We start from the raw sequence: 13,864 nt of genomic DNA on the forward strand, positions 1-13,864 counted from the left end.
GATTAACAGATCCCGTCAACCGTCCGCGGTACGAGCAGGGGCGCAAGGGATCAGGACGGTGGATTACGCTCATAGCCATGGCCGACGCACCGTACAAGCTGATCCTCCTCCGCCACGGCGAGAGCGAGTGGAACGCGAAGAACCTGTTCACCGGCTGGGTGGACGTCAACCTGAACGAGAAGGGCGAGAAGGAGGCAGTCCGCGGTGGCGAGCTCCTGAAGGACGCCGATCTCCTCCCCGACGTGGTCCACACCTCCCTCCAGAAGCGAGCGATCCGCACCGCGCAGCTCGCCCTCGAGGCCGCCGACCGCCACTGGATCCCCGTCCACCGCAGCTGGCGCCTGAACGAGCGCCACTACGGCGCCCTCCAGGGCAAGGACAAGGCCCAGACCCTGGCCGAGTTCGGCGAGGAGCAGTTCATGCTCTGGCGCCGCTCCTACGACACCCCGCCGCCCCCGCTCGAGGACGGCACGGAGTTCTCCCAGTCGGACGACCCGCGCTACGCCACGATCCCGCCGGAGCTCCGCCCCCGCACGGAGTGCCTCAAGGACGTCGTCATCCGGATGCTCCCCTACTGGTACGACGGCATCGTCCCCGACCTCCTGGCCGGCCGCACGGTCCTGGTCGCCGCCCACGGCAACAGCCTGCGCGCCCTCGTCAAGCACCTCGACGGCATCTCCGACGCCGACATCGCGGGCCTGAACATCCCGACGGGCATCCCCCTCTCCTACGAACTGGACGCCGACTTCAAGCCGCTCACCCCGGGCGGCACCTACCTCGACCCCGACGCGGCGGCCGCCGCCATCGAGGCGGTCAAGAACCAGGGCAAGAAGAAGTAAGGCCATACCAACAAGCCCCCGACCTGCACTTTCTTCGCAGGGCGGGGGCTTGTTGGTGGAGCTGGGCCGTGCCGTGGCCGTCAGGCTAGACGAGACGGACGGTCACGCGGATGGACACCACGAAGGCCAGCGGCAGGGCGATCGCGGGGTGGACCCCGGACCACAGACCCAGCCCCGCCCCGCCGCCTCCGATGAGGCCGAACGGAAGTTCCCGAGGGGCGAGGTCGATGCGCAGGCTGCGCCGTGGCACCATGGACTTCTCCATGCGGTTCATGAATTCTCCCATGCTACGGATAATGACTGTGCCGAACGGAGAGGAGAGGCCGCCCACGCCCGGGCGGCCTCTCCGCTATATCGGTGCCAGGACCCTACTTGCCGCTCGCGGGAATTCACAAATCCGCAGCCTATGGAGGGTGCCCGCTCTTATCCACCCTCTCGCTTTCCTTCGATGACTACGTGACGGTCCGGCGTCGCGGGGTGAGGGTTACCTTGCCTCGCGGGCAGAAAAAAACGGATTTCCATTGAACCGTTGAACCGTTGAACCGCGTCTCCGTCGAACCGCTGAACCTCGTATCCGCCGAAGCGTCGATGCGGATCTGCGTAGACGCTGCCCTGATGCGTGGGAGGATGCCTGCGCTGGCGGTTTGGTTGGCCATTGATTGTTGGGCGGTGACTCCACTCCGCCGAGCAATGTCGTCGCGTGGAACGATGCCGGATCTAAAGTTCAGTTTTGAGTTCACGGATCGCGAATCGCTGAACTTAGCTTTGCGTCGGGCGGTCAAGCTGTCATGTGATGGGGGGTGGCGCTTGGAGGGTGAACGGTAATCGCGCACTGTATTTTGGAGACGTTACTGTGATTTGGTTTGCTGAAGCTAGGTTGCGGAACCTGAAGATGTACTCCCCGAAGACTGCGGTCATTGCTTTGCGGGTGCTCCTGGCCAGTACTCCAGCCGTAGGTCGTGATCTTGTGGGCGGGGCTGGAGCCGGGCGGCCGGATCGATATCGCATCGCGTGAGGTGGTCGCCCGCTGGCACGCTGCCTCCATGGGTCACGCGGAAGTACTGCTCATCGGAGGACGAGCCGGTGTCGGTAAGACGACGGTGGGGTGGGAGGTTTCGGCGCTGCTGCGCACCAAGGCGGTCGCTCACGCGATCATTGATGGTGACTTCATGGGGCAGGTGCATCCTGCACCAGAGGGAGACCCTCACCGTTCGGAGATCACCGAGAGGAATCTGACTGCCGTGTGGGCGAACTTCGCCCAGCGCGGCTACCGACGCCTGATCTACACGAACACCATGAGTGTGCTGCCGGAGACGACGGGCATGTTCGAGCGTGCCATGGGGGCCGGGGTGGGGATCATACGAGTCCTGCTCACCGCCTCCGATGCCACCGCTCGCGAGCGGCTGGTGGGACGAGAACTCGGCTCGGAGCTGGAACAGGAGCTGGCGGGGAGTGTCCGCAAGGCACGGCTCCTGGACCAGCGGGCCCCCGAAGAGACCGTGCGAGTGGCGACGGACGGACGGCTCGTCGTGGACATCGCGCGGGAGGTAGTGGCTGCCACCGGTTGGGCCGGGCCTCACTTCGCCCTCAGGCCGTGATCGTGACCGCACCAGTGCCCAGCCCCCACAGCTCGCAGCCCAGTCGTACGCCCAGGTCGGCGCCTCGACAAGCCCCATAGTTCCGCGGCTTCCCAAGCTGAGTGCTCTTGACGCCACCCTGTCAGCGGCAGGCACACCCTCACGAGCAGAAGCCGGCCCAGTACTCGTCATGACCGCATGCGAAGTCGCCTGGACGCTCCGTCCTCAGTACCTCGTACCTGGCGGCAAAGACATCCAGGGCCTCATGGAGAGAGCAGCCCAGGTGATCACGGAGGGTCTTGAGACCCCGGATGATCTGGTTGCTCAGGATCTGCTCGATGTCGGTTCGTGTGGCCAGCGGGCAATCACGGGGAAAGCCACGCCGCCAGGGTTGTCCTTCGGTCGGTGGCTCCGGGCAAGCGGGCAGACCTGGACAGGCTGCTGCGGGGCCGGCTGCCGTCGTGTCGTATTCTCACGCCACCCGCCACGCCGGTGACCTGGGGGGTTCCATGGTCGCCGGTGGGCCCGACCATGTGGGGATCTCATGCGTTCAGCATCCGTAAGCGCCGTTCTGACCGGCACCCTCGCCCTGTGCGGCTCCGTACTCGCCGTCCCGGCCGCTCACGCGACGGAGACCGATGTAGTGATCAAAAAGGTGTCCGTGAACGGCGGCAAGTCCATCGTCTTCGGCACGTCCCGGACGGAGTCGTTCACCATCTCCGTGACCGCCTCCGACGACTCGGGGATCAAGAACGGCGGGTTCCTGCAGATCGAGCGGGAGAAGGACGGCGAGTACTGGTCCTACCACGGCGTCCCCGACTGCACCGCCGTCAGCGCCACGACGTCCACCTGCAAGCTCTCCGTCAAGCTCGACCGCGGCATCGACCTCCCCCGCAACACGCTCGCGGGTCCCTGGGACGTGTATGTCGAGCTCAACTCCAAGGACGGTGACCACTACGGCGACGTCTACGGAACCCATCCCGTGAAGCGGCGCTCGACGCTCAGCGTCGACGCGACGCCCGAGCCGGTCGCCAAGGGCAAAACGATCACCGTCACGGGCAAGCTGGCCCGCGCCAACTGGGACAAGTACACGTACGCGGGCTACACCGCGCAGCCCGTACGGCTCCAGTTCCGCCCCAAGGCCGGCACCACCTACACCACCGTCAAGACCGTGACGAGCGACGGAACGGGGAAGCTGAAGGCGAGTGTCACGGCCACCTCCGACGGCTACTGGCGCTGGAACTTCGCCGGCACCAGCACGACGGCGGCGCTGAAGTCCGCGGGAGACTTCGTCGACGTGCGCTGACGCAAGCGCTCGTGGTGCCGGAGGCACCCTCGCCCGTGCCGCAGCCGTACCAGCCGTCCGAGGGGGCTGGTACGGCGACGACGGTGTGTCCTGTGGGGGCGGTTCGGGTGGAGAAGGCTCGCAGGCCGGTCGAAAGGACTTCGTGCGGCGATGTCGAGAAACCGTGGCCTGCTCCGTCCCCGGGGTGAGCGCGACCAGAATGGGTCGTGTCAGCACCGAGGAGAGACACCATGGCCAAGTACCTGCTGCTCAAGCACTACCGCGGCGCGCCGGCTCCGGTGAACGACGTGCCGATGGACCAGTGGACGCCGGAGGAGATCTCCGCCCACGTCCAGTACATGCGGGACTTCGCGGACCGGCTGGAGAAGACCGGGGAGTTCGTCGACGGTCAGGCGCTCGCGCCGGAGGGGACGTTCGTCCGCTACGACGGCGAGGGGCGGCCGCCGGTCACCGACGGGCCGTTCGCCGAGACCAAGGACCTCATCGCCGGCTGGATGGTGATCGACGTCGACAGCCATGAGCGCGCTGTCGAGCTGGCCGGGGAACTGTCGGCCGCCCCCGGGGCGGGCGGGAAGCCGATCCACGAGTGGCTCGAGCTGCGCCCGTTCCTGACCGCGCCGCCCACCATCACGGAGTGACCTCCGGGATGGACGAGGCCCTGCTGAGGAGCCTCACGCCGAGCGTGCTCGCCATCCTCGTCCGCCGCGGAGCCGACTTCGCGGCGGCCGAGGACGCCGTGCAGGACGCGCTGGTCGAGGCGGTCCGCGTCTGGCCCGCCGACCCGCCGCGCGATCCGAAGGGCTGGCTGATCACCGTGGCCTGGCGCCGGTTCCTCGACGCGACCCGGGCGGACGCCGCCCGCCGCCGGCGTGAGGACCTCGTCGAGGAGGAACCGGCGCCCGGGCCGGCCCCCGCCGTGGACGACACGCTCCAGCTGTACTTCCTGTGCGCCCACCCGTCGCTGACGCCGTCGTCCGCGGTCGCGCTCACGCTGCGCGCCGTGGGCGGGCTCACCACCCGCCAGATCGCCCAGGCCTACCTGGTGCCCGAGGCGACCATGGCACAGCGGATCAGCCGGGCCAAGCGCACCGTCTCGGGCGTGCGGTTCGACCAGCCCGGTGACGTCGCCACCGTGCTCCGCGTCCTCTACCTCGTCTTCAACGAGGGCTACTCCGGCGATGTCGACCTCGCCGTCGAGGCCATCCGGCTCACCCGGCGGCTCGCGGAGGCGATCGACCACCCCGAGGTGGCGGGGCTGCTCGCCCTCATGCTGCTCCACCACGCCCGGCGCGCCGCCCGGACCGCGCCCGACGGCAGCCTGGTGCCGCTCGCCGAGCAGGACCGCGGCCGGTGGGACACGGAGTCGATCGCCGAGGGCGTCGGGATCCTGCAGGCGGCCCTCGCCCGCGACCGGCTGGGCGAGTTCCAGGCCCAGGCCGCCATCGCGGCGCTCCACGCCGACGCGCCCACCGCCGAGGAGACCGACTGGGTGCAGATCGTCGAGTGGTACGACGAGCTCGCCCGCCTGACCGACAGTCCGGTCGTCCGGCTCAACCGCGCGGTGGCCGTCGGCGAGGCCGACGGGCCGCGCGCCGGCCTGGCGGCGCTCGCGGAGCTGGACGACTCGCTGCCCCGCCACACCGCGGTGGCCGCGTACCTGCACGAGCGCGACGGCGATCTGGCGACGGCGGCACGTCTGTACGCCGAGGCAGCCCGGAAGGCCCCCGACCTCGCCGAACGCGACCACCTGACACGCCAGGCCGCCCGGCTCAACGCCCGCCGGCGGCGCCCCTGACCACCGTGTCCCGGCGCAGGCTTGCCCGGACGCGGCCGGCGTCCGTGTTCCGGCGCGTGCTTGCCCGGACGCGGCTGTCGTCCGTGTTCCGGCGCGTGCTTGCCCGGACGCGGTCGGCATCCGCGTCCCGGCGTGCTTCCCCGGACGCGGTCGGCATCCGCAGTCCCGGCGTGCTTCCCCGGACGCGGTCGACGTCCGCGTCCCGGCGTACGCCTCCCGGGGCAGGGCTGTCATCCGCGCGCCCGCGGCCCGGTCCGCCTCTCCCGCCGCAGGGACCGGCGCGGCGGGCTCGCGGACTGTCGCTGTCCGTGTCAGCGGTGCTTCGCGCAGAGCGCCGCGTCCACCGCTCCCTGGAGGTGGCGCAGGCTGCTTCCCTCCGCCGCCCAGGTCGTCGTGTAGACGGTCACCGTGCCGCGGCCGCCGGTCGCCCGGCCGCCCGCGACCGAGTCGCCGGGGAGGTCGCCGCCGTGGCCCCAGTAGACGCCGCCGCAGGTGAGGGGGATGGAGGCGAGGCCGTAGCCGTAACGGCTGCCGGGTGGGTAGGTGTCGCGGCCGCCGACGTCGGTGGTGTCCCGGGTCATGAGGCGCAGGGCCCAGTGGGGGAGGAGCCGGCCTTCGAAGAGGGCGTTCCAGAAGGTGTTGAGGTCTGGCGGGGTGGAGACGAGGCCGCCCGACGCACCGAACTCGTGGCCGGGCAGTTCCGTCACGTCCACCCGGCCCGCCTCGGGGTGCGCCGGGTTGATGCCGTAGTTGCGGGCGTGCGGGCCGCGCAGGGTCAGTTCGCCGGGTGCGGGCCAGTAGGTGTCGTCCAGGTGCAGGGGACGCAGGATGACGCGTTCGACGTAGGTGCGGAAGTCGACGCCCGACACCTTGTCGATCACCATGCCGAGGACCAGGTAGTTGGTGTTGGAGTAGCCCCAGTCGGTGCCGGGTGTGAAGACCGGCGGCTGCGCCAGCGCCAGGGCCAGGTAGTCCTCCGAGGTGCCGGGGCTGCTCCAGTCGACGAGCGTCGCGTACTCGGGCAGCCCGCTGGTCTGCTTGAGCAACTGGCGGAGGGTGACGGGGCGGCCGGCGAGCTGGGGTACGTACCTGCCCGCGCGGTCGTCGAGCCGTATCCGGCCGTCCGCCACCAGGCGCATCACGGCCACCGCGGTGAACGCCTTGGTGTCACTGGCCAGCCGGAACCGGGCCGCCGCGTCGACCATCGGCCGGCCCGAGGCGAGGTCCGCGACGCCGGCGGTACGGGTCTGGCGGCCGTCGTAGGCGAGCGCGCCCGGGACCTCGTCCCGCTCGACGAGCTGGTCCAGCTGTCGCTGGACGGGGTCACGTTGGCCGCTCGCCGCGGCGACGGGGGCCAGCGCCCCGGTGAGTGTCGCGGCGAGCAGGACGGCGGCGGCGAGGCGGGTACGGCGGTACATGAATTCCCCCTGGGCGTCGGTCGGTTCGCTTGCCCAGGACACTGCCAGCAGTCCGGCGCGAGATCACTACGACCGGCCCCCGCAACAAGGGTGTGGCTGACCCCCTTGTCCTCGCGGACGTCCGGCGGCGGCCCTTGTCCTTGCGGACCTCCGACGGCGCCCGCTAGAGGAGCCCCAGATCCCCGAGTTCCTTGTGCAGATCGGCCCGGGGGTTGTCGGCGGTCGTGGCCGGGAGGGAGCCGCGCCCGGTGGCGGGCTCAGTGCCCGCGGGGCGCTTGCGGCGGTCCCGGAACAGCCAGGCGCCCACCACCCCGCCCACCAGTCCGCCGAGGTGGGCCAGCCAGCTCACCCCCGGGGTGCCGGGCACGGCCACCGTCAGCATGTAGGCGAAGGACGCCGCCATCACCACGCCGATCAGGGTGTCGACGAGGTGGCGGTCGAAGAGGCCGCGGACGACGACGTACCCGAAGTAGCCGAAGATCAGGCCGCTCGCGCCGACCGTCTCGACGTTCCCGCCCTCGAAGAACCAGACCGCCAGGCCGCTGGTCACCGCCACCAGCAGGCTGAGCCCGAGGAAGCGGAGCACCCCGCGGTACGCGGCCAGGAAGCCGAAGATGAACAGGGGGCCGGAGTTGCTCTCGATGTGGGCCCAACTCCAGTGCAGGAAGGGCGCGGTGAGGATGTGGGGCAGGGTGCCGAGGTCGCCGGAGACGACGCCGTACTCGCGGGCCGGCGTGTAGTCGTCCGCGAAGTTGACGAGCTGCACCAGCCAGACGAGCGCCAGGAATCCGAACATCGCGAAGAACGCCTTCCGCGCCTCCGCGATCATCGCCGCAGCATCAGAAGCCGGCCTGTCCATGGTGTGTTCCCCTCCCCGAAACCACCTCCATGATGCCGGTTTCCGCTCCCGGCCGGGCGGTTCAGACCGACAGCGGGACCGGATGGACCTCGTCCGCCCGGTGGCCGGTGCGTTCGTGGATGCGCTGGACCGCGTCCGGCGAGGGGGCCTCGGAGAGGCAGTAGACGATGCCGGCCTCGGGGTCTGCCCAGGCGGCCTCGAAGTGCACGCCCTCGTCCGCCTCTATCGCGAGGTCGGCCTGGTGCGCCTGCTGGAGCTGCTCGTGGGTGATGCCTTCCATGCCGTGGTGGACGTCCATGAACCTGGGCATGGGGTCCACCCCCTTTCGTGCTCGTGCCCGCCCCTGCGATGTCCGTCCTCTCCATGCTGCGCCCGGCACAGCCCCTCCGCTACCGAGGCCCGCCCGCAAGCCGAGGCCCGCCCCTCACCGGGCGGACGACGACGGAGGGGCCCCGGTGAAGGCACCGGAGCCCCCCTGTCGTACGAGCGTGCTCAGCCGCACTGGCACGGGCTGCCCGACTGGCACCCGCAGCCGCACCCGGAACCGCAGCCGCACGCGCCGATCAGCATCAGGTTCCTGATCTCGGCGGGCTGCTCGGTCGGGCGTTCCTGCGTCGGGTCGGGCTGGGGAGTGCTGGGGGACTCGGCCATGGGTTCCTCCCGGAGGCGTAGGGCCTGTGCCCATTGCATGCCCGCCGTGTCGGGCGCATCAACGGCGCACGGAGGCGCCCGCACCCCCGGGGAGCGAATCCGGCCGGGGTCGCACTCCGGACTCCGGCCCGGATGCCGGCCCGGATGCCAGCCCGGACTCCGACCCGTGTGCCGGCCCGGACTCCAGCCCGGACACCGGCCCGGATGCCGACCCGGACTCCGACCCGTGTGCCGGCCCGGACTCCAGCACGGACACCGGCCCGGATGCCGACCCGGACTCCAGCCCGTGTGCCGGCCCGGACGCCAGCCCCGACACCGGCCCCGACGCCGGTCCGAGGAGTTACGCGCCCTCGGCCGGCGTGATCTCCGGCTGGATGTCCGGCTGCAGCTCGTCCGCGTGCTCGCCGGTCACCAGGAACACCACGCGCTTGGCCACGGCCACCGCGTGGTCGGCGAACCGCTCGTAGTAGCGGCCGAGCAGGGTGACGTCGACCGCCGTCTCGATGCCGTGCTTCCAGCGCTCGTCGATCAGGTGCTGGAACAGCGTGCGGTGCAGCAGGTCCATCGCGTCGTCGTCCGACTCCAGCTGGAGCGCCAGGTCGACGTCCTTGGTGACGATGCACTCCGCCGCCTTCGCCATCAGGCGCTGCGCGAGCTGGCCCATCTCCAGGATCGTGGCGTGCAGGTCCTGCGGCACGGCGCGGCCCGGGAAGCGCAGGCGCGCGAGCTTCGCCACGTGCTGGGCGAGGTCGCCGGAGCGCTCCAGGTCGGCCGACATGCGCAGCGACGTGACGACTATGCGCAGGTCGGTGGCGACGGGCTGCTGCCGGGCGAGCAGCGCGATGGCCTTCGCCTCCAGGTCGTGCTGGAGCTCGTCGACCTTCTGGTCGTTCTCGATGACGCTCTCGGCCAGCTTCAGGTCGGAGTCGAGGATGGCGGTCGTGGCGCGCCCGATCGCCGACCCGACCAGCCGGGCCATCTCCACCAGGCTGTCGCCGATCGAGTCCAGTTCCTCGTGGTACGCGTCCCGCATCAGGATTCCCTCTCGTACGTCATTCTTGGGGTTCCGGGGGCCGGAACCGGCCATGCAACCGGCGCTGCGAACCCCACGGTGCCACGGTCCGCCCGCTACGCGTCGGTTTCCGTCACCCCAAATGAACCACCACTGGCTCCAAGGTGAACTCTGGGCGACGAGTGTTCGAGCTCGCACCTCGATGGCTGTGGTCAGGCCCGATCCCGTGCCTAACCTGGACGCATGGACGTGAACGCGGCGGTCGCCGCAGCGGCAGCGATCGCCGGGGTGCTCACCGGTGTCATCGCCATGCTGGCGTTCCGCTGGAGCGAACGCGACCATGCCCGCCCCACCCGTACCTCCCTGCACACCGACCCCGTGCTTCCGCCGGGCGTGGACACCGTCCTGTCGGTGCTGCGCTCCTCGGCCGTCGTGCTCGACGAGGCGGACGCCGTCGTCAAGGCCAGTTCGGCGGCGTACGCCCTCGGGCTGGTCCGGGGCGGCAAGCTGGCCGTGGAACCGATGCTCAAGATGGCCCGGGACACCCGGCGCGACGGGGAGATACGCCAGGTCGAGCTGGATCTGCCGAGGCGCGGCACCGGGCGGGGAGAGGCTCTCGCGGTCTCCGCGCGGGTGGCCCCGCTCGGCTCGCGGCTCGTCCTCCTCCTGGTCGAGGACCTCACCGAGGCCCGCCGGATCGAGGCGGTCCGCCGGGACTTCGTGGCGAACGTCAGCCATGAGCTGAAGACCCCGGTCGGTGCGCTCTCCCTGCTCTCCGAGGCCGTCATGGACGCCTCCGAGGATCCCGAGGCCGTCGAGCGTTTCGCCGGCCGGATGCAGATCGAGGCCACTCGCCTCACCAACCTGGTCCAGGAGCTCATCGATCTGTCGAGGGTGCAGAACGACGACCCGCTGGAGGACGCCGAACCGGTCGGCGTCGACGAACTGGTCGCCGAGGCCGTCGACCGGTGCCGTCACCAGGCCGGCACCAAGCAGATCACCATGGCCTGGAGCGTGGGAGGGCCCGAAGGGCCCGACCAGGAGGGCGGCCGCCGGGCGGGCACCGCCGACCTGCGCGTCTGGGGCAACCGCGGCCAGCTGGCCGCCGCCCTCGGCAACCTGGTCGAGAACGCCGTCAACTACTCGCCCGCCCGCACCCGCGTCGGCATAGCCGCCCGCCGGGTGAACGCGCCCGGCGGCGACCTGATCGAGATCGCGGTGACCGACCAGGGCATCGGGATCTCCGACAAGGACAAGGAGCGCATCTTCGAGCGCTTCTACCGCGTCGACCCGGCCCGGTCCCGCCAGACGGGCGGTACGGGCCTCGGTCTCGCGATCGTCAAGCACGTGGCCGCCTCGCACGGCGGGGAGGTCACGGTGTGGAGCGCCGAGGGACAGGGCTCCACGTTCACGCTGCGGCTGCCGGAGGCGGCGACCGCCGCCCGGGACCGCGACCGGGCGCAGCAGCACCCGGATCCCGACGACCCCGACGGCCTCGACGATTTCGACGACCTGGACGACCTCGAAGACGAGGACGGACAGGGCGGCGGCCAAGTCCCCCACACCACCTCTTCCCCCACCCCGTCCCGCGCCTCATCCCCCGATTCGACCGCGTACCAGACGCTTTCCGCCCCGGAGGTCCTTCCGTGACCCGAGTGCTCGTCGTCGAGGACGAGGAGTCCTTCTCCGACGCCCTGTCGTACATGCTCCGCAAGGAGGGCTTCGAGGTCGCTGTCGCGACCACCGGGCCCGACGGACTCGACGAGTTCGAGCGCAACGGCGCCGACCTCGTCCTCCTCGACCTGATGCTGCCGGGTCTGCCCGGTACGGAGGTGTGCCGTCAGCTGCGCGGCCGCTCCAACGTCCCCGTGATCATGGTGACCGCCAAGGACAGCGAGATCGACAAGGTCGTCGGGCTGGAGATAGGAGCCGACGACTACGTCACCAAGCCCTTCTCCTCGCGCGAGCTGGTCGCCCGCATCCGCGCCGTCCTGCGCCGCCGCGGCGAGCCGGAGGAGGTGACGCCGGCCGCGCTGGAGGCGGGCCCGGTCCGGATGGACGTGGACCGTCACGTCGTCACGGTGTCCGGTTCCAAGGTCGACCTCCCGCTCAAGGAGTTCGACCTCCTGGAGATGCTGCTGCGCAACGCCGGTCGCGTCCTCACCCGTATGCAGCTCATCGACCGGGTCTGGGGCGCCGACTACGTCGGCGACACCAAGACCCTCGACGTCCACGTCAAGCGCCTGCGCGCCAAGATCGAGCCCGACCCGGGCGCGCCCAGGTACCTGGTGACGGTCCGGGGTCTGGGGTACAAGTTCGAGCCGTAGACCGCCCGGTCCGTACGCGAAGGGCGGCACCCCGGTGGGGGTGCCGCCCTTCCGGCGTGGGTACGGGGCTCAGCCGGTGGCCGTCGCGCTCGCGGAGGCCGAGTCGGTGGGGGACGGCGACTCGGTGCCGCCCGCGGGGGACTCGGAGGCCGTGGCGGCCTCGGAGGGGGACTCCGCCGGGGCGCTCGGGATGTCGCTGGGGCCCCAGCTGGAGAAGTAGCTCTCGGCCGGGACGACGAAGGCCCGCAGGCTCACCGCGCCGGTCTCGCTGAGGGTGAAGGTGGTCTTCTGGGCGTTGCCGTCGATGGAGTCCTCGGCGGGGTGCTCCAGGACGGCGGAGGCGTTGCCCTCGCCGCCGATGACGACGGAGCCGCCGGCCGGGACGGTCAGCTTGTCCTGGCCCTCGGCGGGGGAGAGCTTCGCGGCGCCGAGGCCCTCGACGTCGATCGAGTCCAGGGTCTGGGCCTTGCCGCCGCTGTTGAAGATGGTCGCGGAGACGGCGACCGGTCCTCCCCCGGCGGGGTCCGGCTGGGTGATGACGACGGCGTTCTGGATCTTGATGTCACCGACGCTGGTGGCGGCGTTGTCCGGCTTGATCCCCAGGGTCTGGGAGTCGTTGCCGGCACCGCAGGCGGCGAGCGAGGCGATCGAGAACGCGATGGCGGAAGCGGCGAGGGCGCCGCGTCGAAGGCTGCTGCTCACGGCGGCGGCAACTCCTTGAACGCACACGGGCAGCTCACCTGGTGATAAAGCCGCCCTAAGGGTCTGTCAGCGGCCTTAGGTTACCGAGCCGTTCCCGCGCCGCCGCACCCGACCCGCCTCTAACGTGTTCCGGCGGCTCCCCGGCCCCCGTCGCCCGTGGACATCACACCTGTCACGGCACTCACGAGCGACCCGGCGGTCACTCGGACTTCATCCTTGCTCTTCCTGCTCGTCCGTCATTCACATAACCATGTCCGGGCTCCGCTTAAGCGCCGTCGCGCTCCGCACGCGGATTTTCCGTGAAGGAATGCGCGGCGGTCCCGGAAATTGATCACGGGTCCGCTCGAACCGCCGGTGATCAATTCCGGAAACGGCGCGTATCCGGTCGCCGACGCCGAACGGAGTAGCGGAAGTCGCACACATGGAAGCGGACATATGTGGACGTTCGGCCGTCCGGGGCGGGCTCCGGATGCGTGTAACGTACGCGTTTCACCCCCCTCGGAGAGCGGCTCCCACCTGCGAATACCTGCTTCCGCGAGCCGTCCGAAGCACGTTCCTGTCGCTGTTGTCAAGCCCCGAGATATGCCCTGACCTGCGAAAACGCCATTCAGGAACCGCAGTTTCCGTGTTACCCTGGATAGCCACGGAAGGGGTACCTGTCACATGACGTTCAAGGTTGGCGACACCGTGGTCTATCCCCATCACGGGGCCGCGCTGATCGAGGCCATCGAAACTCGCCAGATCAAAGGCGTGGACAAGACCTACTTGGTGCTGAAGGTCGCCCAGGGTGACCTGACGGTACGTGTGCCAGCGGACAATGCGGAGTTCGTCGGCGTGCGTGATGTGGTCGGTCAGGACGGGCTGGACCGGGTCTTCGAGGTGCTGCGCGCGCCGTACGCCGAGGAGCCCACGAACTGGTCGCGTCGCTACAAGGCAAATCTGGAGAAGCTGGCGTCCGGCGACGTCATCAAGGTCGCGGAAGTCGTGCGTGACCTGTGGCGTCGTGAGCGCGAGCGCGGACTCTCCGCCGGCGAGAAGCGCATGCTCGCCAAGGCCCGCCAGATCCTGGTGAGCGAGCTCGCTCTTGCGGAGAACACCAACGAGGACAAGGCGGAAGCCCTGCTCGACGAGGTTCTCGCGTCCTGACGCCGGCGCAAGCCAGCCTCAGTGCACTGAGAAGAACACCGAAAATGCCGCGGTGCCCGATGACGTATTTCCCGTCGCCGGGCGCTGCGGCATGTTCGCGTCCGGAAGGGACGCTCCGCCGAGCCCGCTGACGCCGGGGCCCATCGCTGGACGCCGAGCCCACTGCCGCCGACCCCGTCGTCGTCGTCGCCGTGGCCGGCATCTCGGGGGAGGGATCCCCCGGTACTTTTCG

At 70.2% G+C, this 13,864-nt stretch carries 15 protein-coding genes; 8 read left to right on the forward strand and 7 right to left on the reverse strand.

Annotated elements, in window-relative coordinates:
• Nucleotides 1–77 precede the first annotated feature (77 nt).
• Nucleotides 78–839, forward strand: a complete 762-nt coding sequence (locus ACFY30_RS07910; RefSeq protein ID WP_390660522.1) for a phosphoglyceromutase — start codon at nucleotides 78–80, stop codon at nucleotides 837–839.
• A gap of 85 nt (nucleotides 840–924) precedes the next feature.
• Here ACFY30_RS07910 and ACFY30_RS07915 read toward each other — a convergent pair whose 3' ends face one another.
• Nucleotides 925–1,125, reverse strand: coding sequence for a hypothetical protein (locus ACFY30_RS07915; protein ID WP_390844294.1), 201 nt, complete (start codon nucleotides 1,123–1,125; stop codon nucleotides 925–927).
• Between the two features lie 757 nt (nucleotides 1,126–1,882).
• Between ACFY30_RS07915 and ACFY30_RS07920 the strand changes: the two genes are divergently transcribed.
• From ACFY30_RS07920 to ACFY30_RS07935, 4 genes are all read left to right on the forward strand, one after another.
• Nucleotides 1,883–2,437, forward strand: a complete 555-nt coding sequence (locus ACFY30_RS07920) for an AAA family ATPase (RefSeq protein WP_390844719.1) — start codon at nucleotides 1,883–1,885, stop codon at nucleotides 2,435–2,437.
• Between the two features lie 523 nt (nucleotides 2,438–2,960).
• A complete protein-coding gene (locus tag ACFY30_RS07925; RefSeq protein WP_390844295.1) occupies nucleotides 2,961–3,722 on the forward strand; it encodes a hypothetical protein in 762 nt (253 codons plus the stop codon).
• Nucleotides 3,723–3,952: 230 nt separating this feature from the next.
• Nucleotides 3,953–4,360: a YciI family protein gene (locus tag ACFY30_RS07930; RefSeq protein WP_390844296.1), complete on the forward strand. Its 408-nt coding sequence runs from the start codon at nucleotides 3,953–3,955 to the stop codon at nucleotides 4,358–4,360.
• 8 nt (nucleotides 4,361–4,368) lie between these two features.
• Nucleotides 4,369–5,517, forward strand: coding sequence for an RNA polymerase sigma factor (locus ACFY30_RS07935; RefSeq protein WP_390844720.1), 1,149 nt, complete (start codon nucleotides 4,369–4,371; stop codon nucleotides 5,515–5,517).
• 311 nt (nucleotides 5,518–5,828) lie between these two features.
• On the opposite strand, the gene ACFY30_RS07940 is transcribed toward ACFY30_RS07935, so the two are convergent.
• From ACFY30_RS07940 to phoU, 5 genes are all read right to left on the reverse strand, one after another.
• On the reverse strand, nucleotides 5,829–6,935 hold the full coding sequence (locus ACFY30_RS07940; protein WP_390844297.1) for a serine hydrolase domain-containing protein: 1,107 nt from the start codon (nucleotides 6,933–6,935) through the stop codon (nucleotides 5,829–5,831).
• Nucleotides 6,936–7,098: 163 nt separating this feature from the next.
• Complete coding sequence (locus ACFY30_RS07945) at nucleotides 7,099–7,764, reverse strand: rhomboid family intramembrane serine protease (RefSeq protein ID WP_390844299.1); 666 nt, start codon at nucleotides 7,762–7,764, stop codon at nucleotides 7,099–7,101.
• A 91-nt stretch (nucleotides 7,765–7,855) separates the two neighbouring features.
• Nucleotides 7,856–8,104, reverse strand: coding sequence for an SCO4226 family nickel-binding protein (locus tag ACFY30_RS07950; RefSeq protein ID WP_390660515.1), 249 nt, complete (start codon nucleotides 8,102–8,104; stop codon nucleotides 7,856–7,858).
• A 182-nt stretch (nucleotides 8,105–8,286) separates the two neighbouring features.
• Entirely contained in the window at nucleotides 8,287–8,445 is a 159-nt protein-coding gene (locus ACFY30_RS07955; RefSeq protein ID WP_166663508.1) for a hypothetical protein, read from the reverse strand.
• A gap of 340 nt (nucleotides 8,446–8,785) precedes the next feature.
• Complete coding sequence (phoU, locus tag ACFY30_RS07960; RefSeq protein WP_390844300.1) at nucleotides 8,786–9,478, reverse strand: phosphate signaling complex protein PhoU; 693 nt, start codon at nucleotides 9,476–9,478, stop codon at nucleotides 8,786–8,788.
• A 222-nt stretch (nucleotides 9,479–9,700) separates the two neighbouring features.
• Here phoU and ACFY30_RS07965 point away from each other — a divergent pair, with 222 nt between their 5' ends.
• Together ACFY30_RS07965 and ACFY30_RS07970 are read left to right on the forward strand one after the other, a co-directional pair.
• Entirely contained in the window at nucleotides 9,701–11,107 is a 1,407-nt protein-coding gene (locus ACFY30_RS07965) for a sensor histidine kinase (protein WP_390844301.1), read from the forward strand.
• On the forward strand, nucleotides 11,104–11,784 hold the full coding sequence (locus tag ACFY30_RS07970; protein WP_015659563.1) for a response regulator transcription factor: 681 nt from the start codon (nucleotides 11,104–11,106) through the stop codon (nucleotides 11,782–11,784). Before ACFY30_RS07965 ends, ACFY30_RS07970 begins: the two co-directional genes overlap by 4 nt.
• Before the next feature lie 69 nt (nucleotides 11,785–11,853).
• Here ACFY30_RS07970 and ACFY30_RS07975 read toward each other — a convergent pair whose 3' ends face one another.
• Nucleotides 11,854–12,486 carry a DUF461 domain-containing protein gene (locus tag ACFY30_RS07975; protein WP_390844302.1) on the reverse strand — a complete coding sequence of 211 codons (633 nt, stop codon included), beginning with the start codon at nucleotides 12,484–12,486 and terminating at the stop codon, nucleotides 11,854–11,856.
• Nucleotides 12,487–13,149: 663 nt separating this feature from the next.
• Here ACFY30_RS07975 and ACFY30_RS07980 point away from each other — a divergent pair.
• Nucleotides 13,150–13,632 carry a CarD family transcriptional regulator gene (locus ACFY30_RS07980; RefSeq protein WP_003953493.1) on the forward strand — a complete coding sequence of 161 codons (483 nt, stop codon included), beginning with the start codon at nucleotides 13,150–13,152 and terminating at the stop codon, nucleotides 13,630–13,632.
• The last annotated feature ends 232 nt before the right edge of the window (nucleotides 13,633–13,864 follow it).

The sequence above is a fragment of the Streptomyces sp. NPDC000345 genome (assembly GCF_042898825.1).
Classification (GTDB): domain Bacteria; phylum Actinomycetota; class Actinomycetes; order Streptomycetales; family Streptomycetaceae; genus Streptomyces.

Excerpts from the sequence above, each read along its gene's own strand:
- ACFY30_RS07910 (WP_390660522.1), top strand. The coding sequence starts at position 78 with ATGGCCGACGCACCGTACAAGCTGATCCTCCTCCGCCACGGCGAGAGC.
- ACFY30_RS07915 (WP_390844294.1), bottom strand. The coding sequence starts at position 1,125 with ATGGGAGAATTCATGAACCGCATGGAGAAGTCCATGGTGCCACGGCGC.
- ACFY30_RS07920 (WP_390844719.1), top strand. The coding sequence starts at position 1,883 with ATGGGTCACGCGGAAGTACTGCTCATCGGAGGACGAGCCGGTGTCGGT.
- ACFY30_RS07925 (WP_390844295.1), top strand. The coding sequence starts at position 2,961 with ATGCGTTCAGCATCCGTAAGCGCCGTTCTGACCGGCACCCTCGCCCTG.
- ACFY30_RS07930 (WP_390844296.1), top strand. The coding sequence starts at position 3,953 with ATGGCCAAGTACCTGCTGCTCAAGCACTACCGCGGCGCGCCGGCTCCG.
- ACFY30_RS07935 (WP_390844720.1), top strand. The coding sequence starts at position 4,369 with ATGGACGAGGCCCTGCTGAGGAGCCTCACGCCGAGCGTGCTCGCCATC.
- ACFY30_RS07940 (WP_390844297.1), bottom strand. The coding sequence starts at position 6,935 with ATGTACCGCCGTACCCGCCTCGCCGCCGCCGTCCTGCTCGCCGCGACA.
- ACFY30_RS07945 (WP_390844299.1), bottom strand. The coding sequence starts at position 7,764 with ATGATCGCGGAGGCGCGGAAGGCGTTCTTCGCGATGTTCGGATTCCTG.
- ACFY30_RS07950 (WP_390660515.1), bottom strand. The coding sequence starts at position 8,104 with ATGCCCAGGTTCATGGACGTCCACCACGGCATGGAAGGCATCACCCAC.
- ACFY30_RS07955 (WP_166663508.1), bottom strand. The coding sequence starts at position 8,445 with ATGGCCGAGTCCCCCAGCACTCCCCAGCCCGACCCGACGCAGGAACGC.
- phoU (WP_390844300.1), bottom strand. The coding sequence starts at position 9,478 with ATGCGGGACGCGTACCACGAGGAACTGGACTCGATCGGCGACAGCCTG.
- ACFY30_RS07965 (WP_390844301.1), top strand. The coding sequence starts at position 9,701 with ATGGACGTGAACGCGGCGGTCGCCGCAGCGGCAGCGATCGCCGGGGTG.
- ACFY30_RS07980 (WP_003953493.1), top strand. The coding sequence starts at position 13,150 with ATGACGTTCAAGGTTGGCGACACCGTGGTCTATCCCCATCACGGGGCC.